The 16,057-nt window shown below is 66.6% G+C and carries 17 protein-coding genes; 9 read left to right on the top strand and 8 right to left on the bottom strand.

Features of this window, described 5'->3' with window-relative positions:
- Positions 1 to 29: 29 nt before the first annotated feature.
- From mftA to WBV89_RS03055, 6 genes are all read left to right on the top strand, one after another.
- Positions 30 to 158 (top strand): mycofactocin precursor MftA, encoded by a 129-nt coding sequence (gene mftA / locus WBV89_RS03030; RefSeq protein WP_423979867.1) that lies wholly within the window; start codon positions 30 to 32, stop codon positions 156 to 158.
- Between the two features lies 1 nt (position 159).
- Positions 160 to 417, top strand: coding sequence for a mycofactocin biosynthesis chaperone MftB (gene mftB / locus WBV89_RS03035; RefSeq protein ID WP_423979868.1), 258 nt, complete (start codon positions 160 to 162; stop codon positions 415 to 417).
- Positions 407 to 1,600 carry a mycofactocin radical SAM maturase gene (gene mftC / locus WBV89_RS03040; RefSeq protein ID WP_423979869.1) on the top strand — a complete coding sequence of 398 codons (1,194 nt, stop codon included), beginning with the start codon at positions 407 to 409 and terminating at the stop codon, positions 1,598 to 1,600. Before mftB ends, mftC begins: the two co-directional genes overlap by 11 nt.
- A 77-nt stretch (positions 1,601 to 1,677) precedes the next feature.
- Positions 1,678 to 2,259, top strand: coding sequence for a glycerol-3-phosphate 1-O-acyltransferase PlsY (plsY, locus tag WBV89_RS03045; RefSeq protein ID WP_423979870.1), 582 nt, complete (start codon positions 1,678 to 1,680; stop codon positions 2,257 to 2,259).
- Positions 2,260 to 2,328: 69 nt separating this feature from the next.
- Positions 2,329 to 3,087 (top strand): SDR family NAD(P)-dependent oxidoreductase, encoded by a 759-nt coding sequence (locus WBV89_RS03050; protein ID WP_423979871.1) that lies wholly within the window; start codon positions 2,329 to 2,331, stop codon positions 3,085 to 3,087.
- Between the two features lie 84 nt (positions 3,088 to 3,171).
- Positions 3,172 to 4,803 carry an acyl-CoA synthetase gene (locus tag WBV89_RS03055; RefSeq protein WP_423979872.1) on the top strand — a complete coding sequence of 544 codons (1,632 nt, stop codon included), beginning with the start codon at positions 3,172 to 3,174 and terminating at the stop codon, positions 4,801 to 4,803.
- On the opposite strand, the gene WBV89_RS03060 is transcribed toward WBV89_RS03055, so the two are convergent.
- From WBV89_RS03060 to WBV89_RS03080, 5 genes are all read right to left on the bottom strand, one after another.
- Complete coding sequence (locus WBV89_RS03060) at positions 4,794 to 5,540, bottom strand: dienelactone hydrolase family protein (RefSeq protein WP_423979873.1); 747 nt, start codon at positions 5,538 to 5,540, stop codon at positions 4,794 to 4,796. The genes WBV89_RS03055 and WBV89_RS03060 overlap by 10 nt on opposite strands.
- 56 nt (positions 5,541 to 5,596) lie before the next feature.
- Entirely contained in the window at positions 5,597 to 6,625 is a 1,029-nt protein-coding gene (locus WBV89_RS03065; RefSeq protein ID WP_423979874.1) for a phosphotransferase family protein, read from the bottom strand.
- A 148-nt stretch (positions 6,626 to 6,773) separates the two neighbouring features.
- Positions 6,774 to 8,027, bottom strand: a complete 1,254-nt coding sequence (locus WBV89_RS03070; protein ID WP_423979875.1) for an NlpC/P60 family protein — start codon at positions 8,025 to 8,027, stop codon at positions 6,774 to 6,776.
- Between the two features lie 106 nt (positions 8,028 to 8,133).
- On the bottom strand, positions 8,134 to 9,753 hold the full coding sequence (gene guaA / locus WBV89_RS03075; RefSeq protein ID WP_423979876.1) for a glutamine-hydrolyzing GMP synthase: 1,620 nt from the start codon (positions 9,751 to 9,753) through the stop codon (positions 8,134 to 8,136).
- Positions 9,754 to 9,782: 29 nt separating this feature from the next.
- The gene (locus WBV89_RS03080) at positions 9,783 to 10,148 is read right to left on the bottom strand and encodes a hypothetical protein (RefSeq protein ID WP_423979877.1); all 366 of its coding nucleotides are present in this window, start codon (positions 10,146 to 10,148) and stop codon (positions 9,783 to 9,785) included.
- Between the two features lie 64 nt (positions 10,149 to 10,212).
- Between WBV89_RS03080 and WBV89_RS03085 the strand changes: the two genes are divergently transcribed.
- Positions 10,213 to 11,616, top strand: coding sequence for a pyridoxal-dependent decarboxylase (locus WBV89_RS03085; RefSeq protein WP_423979878.1), 1,404 nt, complete (start codon positions 10,213 to 10,215; stop codon positions 11,614 to 11,616).
- Between the two features lie 44 nt (positions 11,617 to 11,660).
- Complete coding sequence (locus tag WBV89_RS03090) at positions 11,661 to 12,443, top strand: SDR family NAD(P)-dependent oxidoreductase (RefSeq protein WP_423979879.1); 783 nt, start codon at positions 11,661 to 11,663, stop codon at positions 12,441 to 12,443.
- 3 nt (positions 12,444 to 12,446) lie between these two features.
- On the opposite strand, the gene WBV89_RS03095 is transcribed toward WBV89_RS03090, so the two are convergent.
- Together WBV89_RS03095 and WBV89_RS03100 are read right to left on the bottom strand one after the other, a co-directional pair.
- The gene (locus WBV89_RS03095) at positions 12,447 to 12,989 is read right to left on the bottom strand and encodes an NUDIX hydrolase (RefSeq protein ID WP_423979880.1); all 543 of its coding nucleotides are present in this window, start codon (positions 12,987 to 12,989) and stop codon (positions 12,447 to 12,449) included.
- Between the two features lie 143 nt (positions 12,990 to 13,132).
- Positions 13,133 to 13,636: a hypothetical protein gene (locus WBV89_RS03100; protein ID WP_423979881.1), complete on the bottom strand. Its 504-nt coding sequence runs from the start codon at positions 13,634 to 13,636 to the stop codon at positions 13,133 to 13,135.
- A gap of 54 nt (positions 13,637 to 13,690) precedes the next feature.
- On the opposite strand from WBV89_RS03100, the gene WBV89_RS03105 reads away from it, so the two are divergent.
- Positions 13,691 to 14,920, top strand: a complete 1,230-nt coding sequence (locus WBV89_RS03105) for a cytochrome P450 (protein ID WP_423979882.1) — start codon at positions 13,691 to 13,693, stop codon at positions 14,918 to 14,920.
- Between the two features lie 207 nt (positions 14,921 to 15,127).
- Here the strand turns inward: WBV89_RS03105 and groEL are convergent.
- The coding region (groEL, locus tag WBV89_RS03110) for a chaperonin GroEL (protein ID WP_423979883.1) at positions 15,128 to 16,057 on the bottom strand (930 nt) is incomplete at its 5' end.

Below are 16,057 nucleotides of genomic sequence, written 5' to 3' on the forward strand. Positions count from 1 at the left end.
GCCGAGGAGTGGTGGGTTACGCTGAGGCGATGGACGAAACGACCGTCACCAGCACCACCGACCAGGCCGCGGATCACGTCGTCGACTCCGACGAGTTCGTCGAGGACGAGCTGCTCGTCGAAGAGATCTCGATCGACGGGATGTGCGGCGTCTACTGACGTGCTCGACTCCTCGCTCGACCTGCATCCACAGGTTGCGTTGCGCCCCGAGCCGTTCGGTGCGCTCGCCTACCACTACGACACGCGCAAGCTCGTCTTCCTGAAACACCCCGACGTCGTGCGCGTCGTGCGCTCGCTCGCTGACCATCCGACCGTGGCCGACGCCCTCACCGCCTGCGAGATCGACGAACGGCGCTGGCCGTCGTTCGACCAAGCCCTCACCTCGCTCTACGAATCGGAGATGCTCCATGACCGTTGACATCGACCCGATCCTCGCCCGGTCCACCGACACCACGGCGCGGCCGTCCGGGTCACCCGCCGCCCTCGTCGAGCAACTCAAGGGCGGTCTCGACGCTCCGATCTGTCTCACGTGGGAACTCACCTACGCGTGCAACCTCGAGTGCGTGCACTGCCTGTCGTCGTCGGGCCGACGCGACCCGCGCGAGTTGTCGACCGACGAGGCCAAGGCAGTGCTCGACGAGCTGCACGATCTGCAGGTCTTCTACATCAACATCGGCGGTGGAGAACCGATGATCCGACGCGACTTCTTCGAGTTGGTCGAGTATTCGATCGGCAAAGGCATCGGCGTCAAGTTCTCGACCAACGGCGCGTTCATCGACGCCGACAAGGCACGCCGCTTGGCTGCGATGGACTACCTCGACATCCAGATCAGCCTCGACGGAACCGATGCGGTCACGAATGACGCCGTGCGTGGCGACGGCTCGTACGACACGGCGATCCAGGCGATGGAACACCTGCGCGAGGCCGGCTTCGGCGAGTTCAAGATCTCGGTCGTCGTGACCCGCCACAACGTCGACCAGCTCGACGAGTTCAAGGCGTTGGCCGACACCTACGGCGCGCAACTGCGGATCACCCGCCTGCGGCCATCCGGTCGGGGTGCCGACTCCTGGCACGATCTTCATCCGACCCAGGCGCAGCAGCGACAGATCTACGAGTGGCTGCTCGCGCACGGCGACGACGTGCTGACCGGTGACTCGTTCTTCCACCTCAATGCGCTCGGCGAAGAGCCACTCCCCGGCCTCAACATGTGCGGTGCCGGGCGAGTCGTGTGCCTGATCGACCCGATCGGCGACGTGTACGCCTGCCCGTTCGTCATCCACGACGAGTTCAAGGCCGGTTCCGTACGCGACCGGGGCGGGTTCAGCCACGTGTGGAAGCAGAGCGATCTGTTCACCGAGTTGCGTGAGCCCCAGTCGGCCGGGGCGTGCGCATCGTGCGGGAGCTACGACGCCTGTCAGGGCGGATGCATGGCGGCGAAGTTCTTCGTCGGCATCCCCCTCGACGGACCCGATCCCGAGTGCGTGGACGGCCACGGTGAGGCGGCGATGCTCGCTGCGTCGTCCGGCAACGTCGCACCGCCGAAGCCGATGATGGACCACTCCAAGCCGTCACGCGTGCCCGTCGTGCTCAGCCGTCGCTGATCGTCGGCACGCGGTTTCAACATGGGTCCACGCGTCCGTTCACCCGACGTTTCGACGCGCCTGTCAGGATTGTGACCGTGCCCTTCGTTCTCATCGCCGTCGCCTATCTGCTCGGCACGTTTCCGAGTGCGACGCTGATCGCGCGGGCCAACGGCGTCGACATCTCGACATTCGGATCGGGCAACCCGGGCGCGTCGAACGTCACCCGAGCGCTCGGGTGGCGCAAGGGGATCTGGGTCTACGTGCTCGATGCGCTCAAGGGCGCTGTCGCCACCGGGATCGCGCTCGGCCTCGACGGGCGACCACTCGCGTACTGGTGTGGCGCTGCGGCGATCGTCGGCCACATGTTCCCGGTCTTCCGCCGTTTCAAGGGTGGGAAGGGTGTCGCGACCGGGTCGGGGGTGCTGCTCGTGTTGCAACCGATCCTCGCGCCGTTCGTCCTCGTGATCTGGTGGCTCGTCACGCGCGTGACGGGTAAGGCGGCCGTCGGATCGATCATCGCCGTGATCCTCGTGCCGGTCGGGATGGCCGCTCTCGGCAGACCGGCCTGGGAGTTCGTCGCGGTCGGCGCGATCTGCCTGCTGATCCTCGCCAAGCACTGGCGCAACTTCGGCCGCATCCTGCGCAGCGAAGAGCCGACGCTGAGCGCGACCCGATAGCTCGTCCCGAACAGCAACGCACGTCGCGACGATTCGCTCGACACGCCCCGGGCCGGGGAAACTCGGGGCATGAGCGCGATCGACAAGTTCGACATGACCGGCCAGGTCGCCGTGGTGACCGGAGGCTCGCGAGGCCTCGGCCGACAGATGGTTCTCGCCTTCGCCGAGCAGGGTGCCGATGTCGTCATTGCGAGCCGCAAGCTCGACAACTGCGAGTCGGTGGCCCGCGAGGTCGAAGCCTTCGGACGCCAGGCGCTCCCGATCGCGTACCACGCAGCGGATTGGGATGCGGCGGACGCGCTCGCCGACGCGGTGTACGAGCGGTTCGGCCGATGCGACGTGCTGGTGAACAATGCCGGCATGTCGCCGCTGTATCCGAGTGTCGACGCGATCAGCGAGGAACTGTTCGACAAGGTGGTCGGCGTGAACCTGAAAGGTCCGTTCCGGCTGTCGGCGACGATCGGAACCCGGATGACGGCCGGTGACGGTGGGTCGATCATCTTCGTCTCGTCGGTCGCATCGACACGCCCGAGCCCACAGGAACTCGTGTACGGGGCGGCCAAGGCCGGGGTCAACAACTTGACGAAGGGGCTGGCGGGGACGTTCGGGCCGAAGGTGCGGGTCAACTGCATCGTGCCCGGCCCGTTCCTCACCGACATCTCGAAGGCGTGGGACATGGACCAGTTCGAGGCACGTGCGCGCGCCGGCTACGCCCTCGGCCGTGGCGGCGAACCCGACGAGATCGTCGGCGTCGCGCTCTACCTCGCCACCGATGCCTCGAGCTACACCACCGGCGCACTCATCGAGGTCGACGGCGGACCGCAGTAGGAGTCGCCTCGGCCGTTCCCGACCGGCCGCTCATCTCATCGCTGCGTGACGATCGCCACAGGCCCATGTCCTACGATCCGCCGAATGGAAATGCACTTCGCCACCGTGTGGGAATCGATCGCCGACGCGATCCCGGACCATGTCGCCATCACGCATGCCGACAACTCGCGGACGTGGGGTGAGTTCGACGATCGCGCGGCGCGAGTCGCCCAGGCATTCACCGCCGCGGGGCTCGGACCCGACTCGAAGATCGCCCTCTACATGTACAACAGCAACGAGTACATGGAGGCCCACTACGCCGCGTTCAAGATGCGCGGCGTCGCCGTCAACGTCAACTACCGCTACCTCGACGAGGAACTCTGGTACCTCCTCGACAACTCCGACGCCGAGGCGATCGTCTTCCACCGCTCGCTCGCCGAACGAGTCGGTCGTGTCGCCGCCCGACTCCCCAAGCTGAAGCTACTCATCATCGTCGAGGACGAACCCGGGGCCGACGTTCCCGGTGCGCTCGAGTACGAGCAGGTGATCGCCGACAACACCCCGATGGAACGCATCGAGCGCAGCGAGGACGACATCTACATGCTCTACACCGGGGGCACCACCGGAATGCCCAAGGGCGTGATGTACCAGATCGGCGGATTGACCGAGGGCTTCATCATCCAGGGCTTCCCGATCGTCGGCCTCGAACCACCGGAGGACGCCACCCAGGTTGCCGCCATGGTCAAGGGCGCGAAGGAAGCCGGGGCCAAGATGGTGTCGATCCCGTGCGCGCCGCTGATGCACGGCACCGGCTGCTGGATCGGCTGGTTCATCCCGATGTGTGCCGGTGCCGAGATCGTCACCCTCACCAGCCGCAGTCTCGACCCGCACGAGGTCCTGCAGGCGATCGAAGACCACCGGGCCACGTCGATCACGATCGTCGGCGACAGCTTCGCCAAGCCACTCGTTCGCGCGATCGACGAGGGCAAGCCCGACGGTTCGAAGTACGACCTGTCGTCCGTCGTGATGTTCCTGTCGTCGGGCGTGATGTGGACGACCGAGGTGAAGCAGCAGATGCTCGAACGGATCGAGCAGGCGGTGCTCGTCGACGCGATGGGGTCCTCGGAAGGCTCGATGGGTACCCAGATCACGATGAAGGGCGTCGAGACCGAGACCGCCAAGTTCACCCAGATGCCCACGACCAAGGTCTTCACCGACGAGGACCGCGAGGTCACGCCGGGCTCCGACGAGGTCGGCATGGTCGCCGCCGGAGGCAACGTCCCCATCGGCTACTACAAGGACGAGGAGAAGTCGGCACGGACCTTCCGGACGATCGACGGCGTCCGCTACTCGTTCCCCGGTGACCTCGCGATGGTCGCCGAGGATGGCACCCTCGTGCTGCTCGGCCGCGGCAGCCAGGTGATCAACACCGGTGGCGAGAAGGTGTTCCCCGAAGAGGTCGAGGAAGCCGTCAAGCGGGTCGACGGAGTCGTCGACTGCCTGGTCGTCGGCGTGGACAACGAGAAGTTCGGCCAGGCGGTCACCGCCGTGGCCTCACTCGCGGAGGGCGTCGAGGTCGACGAAGCGACCGTCATCGCAGCGGTGAAGCACGATCTCGCCGGCTACAAGGCCCCGAAGTCCGTCGTGTTCGTACCGGCCATTCCCCGCGCACCGAACGGGAAGGCCGACTACAAGACCACGCGTGCGCTCGCCGAGGCGGCCGTCGCTCAGGGCTGAAGCTTCTCGACGAAGAAGTCGAGGACCCGGGCGACGCTCTCGTCGTCGCGCTGTTCGGTGAGCACCGAGTGGTCGGACTTGGCGTTGCTCGGCAGTTCGATCGCGATGAATGCGTCGCCGAGCTTCTCGCGCAACGTGTCGAACCGGGTCCCGACGGCACGATCCTCGGTGAAGCGGAGACCGAGCACCTGACATCCGTCCTGCGCCCGCTGGATCACGGCGGCCTCGTCGTCCGGTGACAGGTTGAGGTCTCCGCTGCGCGCGGCGCCGAGCGACGCCGGCAACGACGGCTGCGACAGCACCGGGGCGAGCATGATCTCGTCGACCATCATCCCAAGGGCGAACCCGCCGGAGAAGCACATTCCGACCGCGCCGACTCCCGGGCCCCCGACCTCCGCATGCAGGTTGCGGGCGAGCGCGCGCAGCCACGCGATCACCGGCGAGGTCTTGTTCATCGCGAATGTCGTGAACTCGCGGGCAACACACAGCTTGACCATGCTCGAGATGATGTACGGGCCTGACGGCGCCTTGCCCGGAGTGCCCATCAAGTCCGGCATCATCACGGTGAAGCCGCGCTCGACCACCTCGTCGGCGAACCTCAACACGTTCGGCGAGATCCCGGGGATCTCGTGGATGACCACCACTCCCGGCCCGGACCCCTTGCGGTAGGTGTCGTGGGTGATTCCGGCGGAGGTGAACTCGCCGCGCTCCCAGCCGGTGATGTCGTGATCGCTCATGACGGCAAGTCTGTCAGAGCCGAATGCGCGTTGGTGCCTGGCACCGACGCGCACTTCTAGGCGGAGAGGGCGTCGAGGGCTTCGGCAGCGAGGCGTTCGGTCCCGATCTTGAAGTTGCCCATCGTCTCGTCGTCGATCTCCTGATCCCCCATCGCTCCGTGGAGGAAACGGGCATAGACACCCTCGGAGATGACGGCCAGCCGCCACGACGAGAACGCGACGTAGTAGCCGATGTTCGACAGGTCCCGACCTGTGCGCGTGGCGTAGCGCTCGAGGAGGTCGGCGTACGTGGGGAAGCCCTCGATGCCCGTCGGGTCGTTCGGCCGGGCCTGGTCCTCACCCGGATCCGACCAGTACACCCCGAGGTAGCCGACGTCCGCGAGCGGGTCGCCGAGGGTGCACAGCTCCCAGTCGAGGACGGCCTGCACCCGTCCGGAATCGATGTCGACCAGGCAGTTGCCGAATCGGAAGTCGCCATGCGCGATCGAGACGCCGCGCTGGGTCGGGAGGTCGGCGGCGAGGCGGCGACCGACCTCGTCGATCGCGGGAAGCTCGCGGGTCTTCGACTTCTCCCACTGCGTCGTCCAGCGGCGGACCTGCCGCTCGACGTAGCCGTCGCGCTTCGCGAGGTTGCCGAGACCGACCGCGTCGACGTCGACCGCGTGCAGATCCGCCATCACATCGATCAGATGCTCACCTGCGAGACGACGGTTCTCGACCGACATCGGCGCCGCTTTGTCCGCACTGTCGAGGACCACGCCATCGACGTAGGACATCACGTAGAAGGGGGCACCGTTGACGTCATCATCGGTGCAGACACCCATCGTCTGCGGAACCGGAACGTCGGTCTGGCCGACCGCCGAGATGATCGTGTGCTCGCGCACCATGTCGTGGGCCGAGGCGAGCACGTTGCCGGTCGGCGGGCGACGCAGCACGAAGGTCGTGTCCGCAGCATCGGTGACTCGATACGTCAGGTTCGACCGGCCACCGGTGATCAGCTCGAACCGGTACGGACCCGAGATCTGGTCGACGTTCCGGTCCAGCCAGGCGGTCACTCGTTCGATGTCGATTCCGGTCACGCTCATCGGTCCGAAGCTAGACGCTCGACCCACGACACCCCTGGTCCGAGCATGATTCGGCCGGCTCGACCCTCCGGGCGACGCGACGATCGATCGTCACGCCTCATCTGGGGAGACGAGGACGCAGCGCGAGCGGGCCCGGTTCAGGTACGGGTCAGCCCGGGCGACCGACGCCGGAAACCTTGCCCCAGTTGACGCTGGCGATCGAGACGACGCTGCCGGTGTTCGGCGCATGGACGAGCTGACCGCCGCCGAGGTAGACGCCGACGTGGCTGATCGGGCTGTAGTAGAAGAGCAGGTCACCCGGCTGGGCCGAGCCCTTGTCGACGTGCGGGATCGAGGCGTACTGCTGACCCGACTGGTGCGGCAGGTACACGCCGGCCTGTGCCCAGGCGTACGCCGTCAGACCGGAGCAGTCGAAGGAGACGCCCGGGTTCGACGTGGCGTACCGGTACGGAACACCCTGCTGGCCGAGGGCCGCGTTGACGGCCGTGCCCGCACGTGAGCTGGGAGGCGGCGCCGACGGTGCCGGCGCAGCAGCGCTCGATCCACCGCCACTCGAGCTGGAACCGGAGCTGGAACTCGAGCCGCTGCTCGAGCTGCTGGAGCTCGACGAGTTGGAGTTCGACGATGAGCTGGAGCTCGAGCTGCTGCTCGAGTTGTTGCTGCCCGAGTTGCTACTGCTCCCCGAGCTGGAACTCGAGCTGCTCGCCTCTGCCTGAGCCTGCGCCTCGGCCTGAGCGGCCTCGAACTCGGCCTTGACACGGGCGGCGGACTCGGCGGCACGACGTGCCTCTTCCTGAGCGATGAGCTCACCGAGTTCGGCCTCGGCTTCGATCCGCGCCTGCTCGTACTCGGCGGTCTTCTTGTCGGTCGCCTCCTGGGCGGCGGTGAGCGAGTCCGCGAGGTCTTCGGCTTCGGTGATCTTGTCCTCGAGCGACGAACGATCGTCCTCGAGATCAGCGACCAGCGCATCGAGTTCGTCGGTGCTGATGTCTCCGGCGCTCAGTGCCACGCGGGCGAGCTGGTCGCGCTGCAGCACGTCGTTGATGTCACCGGAGTCCTCGAACAGCGGTCCGAGCGGGGTGGTACCCGAGCCGACGAACGAACGGACGGCCATGTCGCCCAACTCGGCGCGCAGCTCGGTGAGCTCGGTTTCCTTGACGGTGATGTCGGCTTCGAGGTCGACGATCTCCTCGTCGAGCTCGGCCTTGCGGTCGATCGCTTCGACGAAGTCCTCACCGATCTGGTTGGCCTGCTGCTCGAGCTGTTCGAGGTGATCGACGATCGACTCGACGCGGGCTCGCTGCTGATCGACCGGGCTGGCTGATGCCACCTGCGGCGTCATGGCTGGGACGACCAACGCAATCATGACCGCGATGGGAGCGACTCGAAAGAAGTGCTTCACGGGCGAGAACTCTACCGAATATGACGACTGTGTTGCGAAACGGCGTCAAAATTCATGGAACACACGTCACAGTGGCCGAGACCTCGTTCCCCCGCTCGATCGGGTGTCACTCCCACTCGATCGTGCCCGGAGGCTTGCTGGTGATGTCGTAGACCACCCGGTTCACACCATCGACCTCGTTGATGATCCGCTGGCTCATGATCTCGAGCGTCTCGTAGGGCACCCGCGCCCAGTCGGCGGTCATCGCGTCGTCGCTGGTCACGGCCCGGATCACGACCGGATGACCGTAGGTGCGCTCGTCGCCCATCACGCCCACCGAGCGGACATCGGCCAGCAGCGCCGCGTACGACTGCCAGATGGCGCGTTCGAGTCCCGCCGCGGCGAGCTCGTGACGCACGATCGCGTCGGCCTCCTGGAGGACGGCGACCCGTTCGGGCGTCACCTCGCCGATGATCCGCACGCCGAGTCCGGGACCCGGGAACGGTTGGCGCCACACCATCTCGTCGGGAAGGCCCAGTTCGGTACCGAGCGCTCGGACCTCGTCCTTGAACAGGTCGCGCAGCGGCTCGATCAGCTCGAGCTCCATGTCGTCGGGGAGCCCGCCCACATTGTGGTGGCTCTTGATCACCGACGCAGTCCCATCGGTCCCGCCGGACTCGATCAGGTCCGGATACAGCGTGCCCTGGACCAGGAACTTGGCCTCGCTCAGACCGCCCGTGTACTTCTCGAACACGCGGATGAACCGCTCGCCGATCGCCTTGCGCTTGGCCTCGGGCTCGGTGAGACCGGCGAGCGCATGGAAGAACGATTCGCCCTCGTCGGCGTGGATCAACTCGATTCCGAGGTTGCGACGGAAGGTCTCGACGACTTGCTCGCTCTCGCCCTTGCGCATCAGACCGGTATCGACGTAGATGCACGTGAGCTGCGCGCCGATCGCTCTGTGCACGAGCGCGGCAGCGACGGACGAGTCGACTCCGCCGGACAGCCCGCAGATCACCCGTGCGTCGCCCACCCGCGCCCGAATCTCGGCGACCTGTTCGTCGATCACCGACGACATTTTCCAGTCCGGTGCGATCCCGGCGCGTTCGTGGACGAAGCGCGCCATCGCTGCCATCCCGAACGGCGAGTGGACCACCTCGGGGTGGAACTGCACGCCATAGATCTTGCGCTCGTCGTTCTCGAGCACCGCGACCGGCGCCCCCGCGGACGTCGCGGTGGCAACAAAGCCGTCCGGCAGCTCGGTGATGCCGTCGAAGTGGCTCATCCAGCACTCGTGGTGCGTCGGCGCATCATCGGGGAGCACGAGCGAGTCCCCGGTACGTTCGAGCTGGGTGCGCCCGTACTCGCCGGCCATGCCGCGACCCACGACACCACCGAGTTGCTGAGCGATCAACTGTGCTCCGTAGCAGATCCCGAGGATCGGGATCCCGAGGTCGAAGATCGCCGGATCGAGCTGCGGGGCACCGTCGACGTGGACGCTCGCGGGACCACCCGAGAGGATGATCGCCGACGGCGCCCGCTCGGCGATCTCCGCTGCCGAGATGCGATTCGGGACGATCTCGGAGAAGACGTGCAACTCACGCACGCGGCGTGCGATCAGCTGCGCGTACTGCGCTCCGAAATCGACCACGAGCACTGCCGAACGGTCGTCGCCCGCGTGGTGCGCTTCGACGGGGGTGTGGGCGGCGGCGTCGGGATGACTCACCAGGGCGATCGTAGACGGCATCGGCGACATCGCCTGCGTCCGCGTCGCGGTCAGTCGGCGCGATTCCTGCGCACGCCGACGAACACTCGCCAGAAGATGAATCCCAGCCCGAGCACGAGCAGAACGAAGATCACGTTCTGGGCCCATCCGCCGCGTTCTTCACTTCCGCAGCCCGGTCGTTCGACGAGACCGAGGCAATCGGTGAGGTTGTTCTCCTCGGGGAAGAAGTCCGACACGGTGACCGGGGGTGGATCGCCTGCACCCGCGGCGTCCACCGCGATCACGGCCGGCGTCGTGACGATCACAGCCGCGGTCGCTGGGGATGCCGACACCGTCGACGGTGCGAGCGGGCCGAGAAGAACGACGAACGCGGCAACGAGTACCAGGAGGTGGCGAGCCGGGCCGCGGCGCTGCATGTCGTCAGTCAATCGCTCGTGGTCACGGTTCGCACGAGCCGACGATGCCCTACGCTCCCACCCGATGACACCCGACGAGTTCCGGCGGCACGGCCACGAGATGATCGATTGGATCGCCGACTATCTCGGCGACATCGACGAACGTCCGATCCAGGCGCGGGTCGATCCCGGTGACGTGCGCGCTGCGCTCCCCGAGCATCCACCAACGGCCCCGGAGCCCTTCGACGCCGTCATGGCGGACGTGGACCGTGTGATCCTTCCGGGGATCACGAACTGGCAGCACCCGCGCTGGTTCGCCTATTTCCCCGCGAACAACTCGTTTCCGTCGATTCTCGGCGAGTTGATGTCGGCCGGTCTCGGAGTGCAGGGGATGAGTTGGGTCACCTCTCCGGCGTGCACCGAACTCGAGACGCTGATGCTCGACTGGATGCAGGAGATGCTCGGACTGCCCGAGCACTTCCGCTCGACCAGCGAAGCCGGTGGCGGTGTGCTCCAGGGCTCGGCGAGCGAAGCGACGCTCGTGGCGATCCTGTCCGCCCGGTACCGTGCCACACGAGGCTCGGTGAACAGCGACGGTGACACGTCGAAGCTGGTCGCGTACACCACGTCGCAGTCGCACTCGAGCATCGAGAAGGGGCTGCGCATCGCCGGGATCGGAACCGAGCACATCCGAGTCCTTCCGCACGACCAGAACTTCGCGATGCAGACCGACGCGCTGGCGGACGCGATCCGCGCCGACCTGGTCGACGGGCTGATCCCGTTCTTCGTCAACTCGAACCACGGGACCACGTCGTCGCTGGCGTTCGACCCCACCGCTGAGATCGGGCCGATCTGTCGCGAGCACGGCGTGTGGCTGCACGTCGACGGTGCAATGGCGGGCATCGCCGCGCTCGCTCCCGAGTTCCGTTGGGTGAACGACGGGATCGAGTTCGCGGATTCCTACGCCACCAACCCCCACAAGTGGATGGGCGTGAACTTCGACTGCACCACGTACTGGACGGCGGATCGCTCGTCGCTGCTGGGCGCGCTCAGCATCCTGCCCGAGTACCTCCGATCCGCCGCGGCCGAGGCCGGAGCCGTCATCGACTACCGCGACTGGCAGGTGCCGCTCGGTCGACGCTTCCGTGCGCTCAAACTGTGGTTCACGATCCGCACCGAAGGGATCGAGGAGTTCCGACGGATGATCCGCGGCCACGTCGCGACCGCCCAGCAGCTCGCGGGCTGGATCGCCGACGACGACCGCTTCGAGATCGTCGCGCCACACGCGCTGAACCTCGTCTGCCTCGCAGTGCGGGACGGCGACGCGGCGACCGATGCCCTGATCGATGCCGGCAACGCGAGCGATGCCGGGCACTTCACGCGCACGGTGCTCGACGGTCGCTCGGTCCTGCGGATCTCGGTCGGAGCGAGCACGACGAGCACCGACCACGTCCGAACCGCCTGGGAGACCCTCCGATCCCTCGCGTGACCCCGTATCAACTGGGGTCAGACCCCAGTTGATACGTTTCGGCGATGACCTCGAATTCACGTCCCGTCGCGCTGATCACGATGGCCACCGGCTACGTCGGGCCGGCGCTGGCCCGATCATTGGCGGGTCGCGGATACGACCTGGTGCTGCAGGGAGCCGCCGGCGACGGGTCGATGGTCGGAGTGGAGCGATCCTTCGACGAACAGGTCCCCGAACTGGAGGCACTCGGCGCCTCGATCGAAACCGTGACGGACGTGGACCTCAGCACGGCCGAGGGGAACCAGGCGCTGGTGCGAGCAGCACTCGACCGGTTCGGCCGACTCGACTCGGCCTGCTTCGTGACCGGGGTGATCATCGTCGGCAAGTTCCTCGACATGACCGGCGAACAGTGGGAACGAGTGAAGCGGACGAACCTCGACATGGTGTTCCACGCGCTCCAGGCCGCACTTCCCCCGATGGTCGACGCGGGCTCCGGCCAGATCGTCGTGTTCACCTCGGCGACCGGCGGCCGCCCGGATCCGATGACGTCGATCTACGGCGGCACGCGCGCCGGTGCCAACGGGATCGTGCGCGCCGTCGGTCTCGAACACGCCCGCGACGGCGTACAGGTGAACGCCGTCGGCACGAACTTCATGGACTTCCCGGGATTCATCAAGGCCGCCGGCGCCGACGATCCCGAACGCCGCGCCAAGATCGAAGCGCAGACACCGATGCGCCGCCTCGGCACGATGGACGAGCTGGCCAGCGTCACCTCGGTGTTGCTCGACGGCTCCAACCGCTTCCAGACCGGCCAGTTCTTCGACTTCTCCGGAGGCTGGGGCGCCTGACCGTTACGTAACGGGTCTGACCCGTTCCGTAACGCGCGGGAGGGTGAGGAGGTCGACGAGAATGCGAGCGGTCGCTCCCCATACCGTTTCGTCGTCGAGATCGAAGAAGTGCAACGGCCGATCGAGCGGCGGGAGCCCCCAGCGTTCACGGTGGTAGGTCCCCGGCCGAGTCAGTTCCGCGATCGGCGTCCACATCACGCGATCCGCTTCGAACGTCTGGGGCGACAGGTCCAGCCGCTCGTCGAGCGTCGCTACGACGGGAACGATGTAGCTCTTCGACACGATCGTCGACAGGTGTTCGAGTTCGCCGACCACCGTCGGACGGCGAGCGTCGAGGCCGACCTCCTCGTGTGCTTCGCGAAGTGCCGTTTCGATCGGCGTCTCCCCCGGATCGCAGCGGCCGCCCGGAAAGCTGATCTCGCCACGGTGGTTCCGCAACTGCATCGAGCGACGTGTCAGCAGCACCTCAGCACCCTGCGGTCCGTCGGCCAACACCAGCAGCACGGCCGAGTTCCGAGCATCGGGAAACGGCGGGAGCACCGGCATCGATTCCATCCGTACAGGTGCGACCAACTCGTCGACACTCCAGGTCGACCCGACGTCCCAAGGCGGATCGAATTCGACGATCGACCGATCGGGACGCGGGATGACCTGTCGTCCACCGGGACGCCGCACCGGAACGTGGTCGGTCAAGATGACTCGTCACTCCGACGGTCGTCGATGACCGCCTTCTTCATCCGCTTCGCTGCCAGGTAGGTCTCGGCGGCCGACCGGCCCGCGGACCGTCCGACCTGTTCGGAGTCGGCGGTCGGAGTCCGGCGGCGACGCGCCTTGCGTTCGTCCTTCATGGCGAAATCGGTGTTCCACCACACGAACGCCAGCACGACGCCGAGCAATCCGATCAGGATCCGCGCGTTCATCTCGAGGTTCACCCAGGGTTGAACGGTCGCGACGGCGACCAGTCCGATCACGAACAGGTCGATGATGCGGTGGACCCGTCGATGGACGAGCCGGAACGCCGAGGCCGGCCCGATCGTGATGGCTGCGTTGATCATGACGATGGCGCCGAGGGTGGCGGGCAGAATCGGAGTCGGGCTCCCGAAGCCGGCGGATACGAACACGGCGCCGATGATGTACTCGACGACCTGATGCATCCAGAACGGGCGCATCGCTCCATGTCCGAGTTGTGCCACACGGTGAGGGTATCGACCTTCTCGTCCCCGGTGGTCTCCTCTAACCTCGGCGAGGTGGCCGCATCCGACCGTTCGTCCGTCCGGTTCGACGTGTCGGATCCCGACTTCATCGCTGATCCCTATTCCGTCCTGAACGCCATCAGGGAATCCACCCCGATCTTCTGGAACGAGTCGACCGGGCAGTGGATGATCACCCGGTTCGCCGATGTCGCGACGACGTTGCGCGATCGGCGACTCGGCCGGGAGTACACACACCGCTTCAGCCACGCCGACTTCGGCCGGCCCGAACCGGATGGCCGCTGGGCCTCGTTCCACAGCCACGAGCAGTGGTCACTGCTGGCGCTGGAACCACCCGATCACACCCGTCTCCGTCGCCTCGTCCAGAAGGTCTTCACCCCGCGGGCGGTGGTCGGCCTGGCCGACGGCATCCGGGCGACGTCGGACCGACTGCTCGATCGATGCGCCGAGCGGGGGACGTTCGACCTGCTCACCGACTATGCGCAGCCGTTCTCGATCGAGGTCATCTGCTCGATGCTCGGCGTTCCGGTACGCGACTCGCAGTCGCTGCTCGACTGGTCGCATGCGATCGTCAAGATGTACGAACTGGACGGCGATGACTTGACCAAACGGACGGCCGACCGCGCCGCGGGCGAGTTCATCGCCTACACCCGCGATCTGATCCGACACAAACGCGAACACCCGGACGGCCTCCTCGTATCACAACTCGCCCGCGTCGAGGACGACGGGGACACCCTCACCGAAGCAGAGATCGTGTCGACCACGATGGTGCTGCTCGAGGCGGGCCACGAGGCGACGGTCAACACGCTCGGCAACGGTTTCCGAGCCCTCATGCACCATCCCGACCAGTGGGCGCGCCTGACGGCCGGCGAGGTCGAGGCGAAGGCCGCGATCGAGGAACTGCTGCGGTGGGATTCACCACTCCAGATGTTCGAGCGTTGGGTCCTCGACGAGGGAGTCGAGATCGCCGGTCAGCAGATTGCGCTCGGCGAGGAGGTCGCGATGCTGTTCGGGTCGGCACAGCGGGACCCGCGGCGCTTCGACGATCCCGATCGCTTCGACATCGGCCGCAACGATGCGTCGCACATCGGCTTCGGCGGCGGCATCCACTTCTGCATCGGAGCGCCGTTGGCCCGACTCGAACTCGCCACGTCGCTCGAGAACATCGTCCGACGGTTCCCGGGATTGTCGCTCGTCGACGAACCCCGCTACCACCCGACATTCGTCATCCGCGGCCTCGAAGAACTCCTGCTCTCGACGAGCTGACGTGGTTTGACCGCAGCGAACCAGATCGCTCGTTCCTTCTGCCTTCTCGACCCCGTTCTGTCTCACCTGCTGAGACGCAACAGGGTCGAGAACCGCAGCGGTCCGCCGATCCGGACGGGTTCGGACGCGACGATGCCCCGGAGTCTCCTCCGGGGCATCGTGCGATTCAGCCAGAGGCTGAGCGGTGTTCGCAGGGCTACGCCCTGATCACATCATGCCGCCCATGCCACCCATGCCGCCGCCGGGCATTCCGCCCATGCCGGCGTCGTCGTCGGGCTCGTCGGCAACGAGGCACTCGGTGGTGAGCACCATCGCAGCGATCGACGCAGCGTTCTGGAGACCCGCACGGGTCACCTTGGCCGGGTCGATGATGCCTGCAGCGAGCAGGTCCATCATCTCGCCGGTCGCGGCGTTCATGCCCATCGAGCCTTCAGCAGCTTCGACGTCACGGACGACAAGGGATCCCTCGAGGCCGGCGTTGTCGGCGATGTTGATGCCCGGGGCGAGCAGCGCTGCCCAGACGGTCTTGGCACCGGTCTGCTCGTCGCCTTCCAGCGAGTCGACGACCTTCTGCACGTCCTTGCGGGCACGGATGAGGGCGGTGCCGCCACCGGCGACCACGCCTTCCTCGATGGCTGCACGGACCGATGACACGGCGTCTTCGATGCGGTGCTTCTTCTCCTTGAGCTCCACCTCGGTGGCGGCTCCGACCTTGATCAGCGCAACGCCGCCGGCCAGCTTCGCGAGACGCTCCTGGAGCTTCTCACGATCCCAGTCGGAGTCGGTGTTCTCGATCTCGGCCTTGATCTGGTTGACGCGACCCTCGATGTCGGAGCTCTCGCCGCCGCCATCCACGATCGTGGTGTTGTCCTTGGTGATCACGACGCGCTTGGCGGTGCCGAGCAGGTCGAGCGTGACGTTGTCGAGCTTGAGGCCGACTTCTTCGCTGATGACCTGACCACCGGTGAGGACGGCCATGTCCTGCAGCATCGCCTTGCGACGGTCGCCGAAGCCGGGGGCCTTGACGGCCGCGGCGTTGAACGTGCCACGGATCTTGTTCACCACGAGGGTGGCGAGTGCTTCGCCGTCGATGTCCTCGGCGATGATCACGAGCGGCTTGCCGGTCTGCATGACGGC

Source organism: Ilumatobacter sp. (assembly GCF_049588435.1).
In the GTDB taxonomy this organism is placed as follows: Bacteria; Actinomycetota; Acidimicrobiia; order Acidimicrobiales; family Ilumatobacteraceae; genus Ilumatobacter_A.

Bases quoted from the DNA above. Each gene is read 5' to 3' on its own strand.
- mftA (WP_423979867.1), top strand. From the start codon at position 30: ATGGACGAAACGACCGTCACCAGCACCACCGACCAGGCCGCGGATCAC.
- mftC (WP_423979869.1), top strand. From the start codon at position 407: ATGACCGTTGACATCGACCCGATCCTCGCCCGGTCCACCGACACCACG.
- WBV89_RS03050 (WP_423979871.1), top strand. From the start codon at position 2,329: ATGAGCGCGATCGACAAGTTCGACATGACCGGCCAGGTCGCCGTGGTG.
- WBV89_RS03055 (WP_423979872.1), top strand. From the start codon at position 3,172: ATGGAAATGCACTTCGCCACCGTGTGGGAATCGATCGCCGACGCGATC.
- WBV89_RS03060 (WP_423979873.1), bottom strand. From the start codon at position 5,540: ATGAGCGATCACGACATCACCGGCTGGGAGCGCGGCGAGTTCACCTCC.
- WBV89_RS03065 (WP_423979874.1), bottom strand. From the start codon at position 6,625: ATGAGCGTGACCGGAATCGACATCGAACGAGTGACCGCCTGGCTGGAC.
- guaA (WP_423979876.1), bottom strand. From the start codon at position 9,753: ATGCCGTCTACGATCGCCCTGGTGAGTCATCCCGACGCCGCCGCCCAC.
- WBV89_RS03080 (WP_423979877.1), bottom strand. From the start codon at position 10,148: ATGCAGCGCCGCGGCCCGGCTCGCCACCTCCTGGTACTCGTTGCCGCG.
- WBV89_RS03085 (WP_423979878.1), top strand. From the start codon at position 10,213: ATGACACCCGACGAGTTCCGGCGGCACGGCCACGAGATGATCGATTGG.
- WBV89_RS03090 (WP_423979879.1), top strand. From the start codon at position 11,661: ATGACCTCGAATTCACGTCCCGTCGCGCTGATCACGATGGCCACCGGC.
- WBV89_RS03095 (WP_423979880.1), bottom strand. From the start codon at position 12,989: ATGCCGGTGCTCCCGCCGTTTCCCGATGCTCGGAACTCGGCCGTGCTG.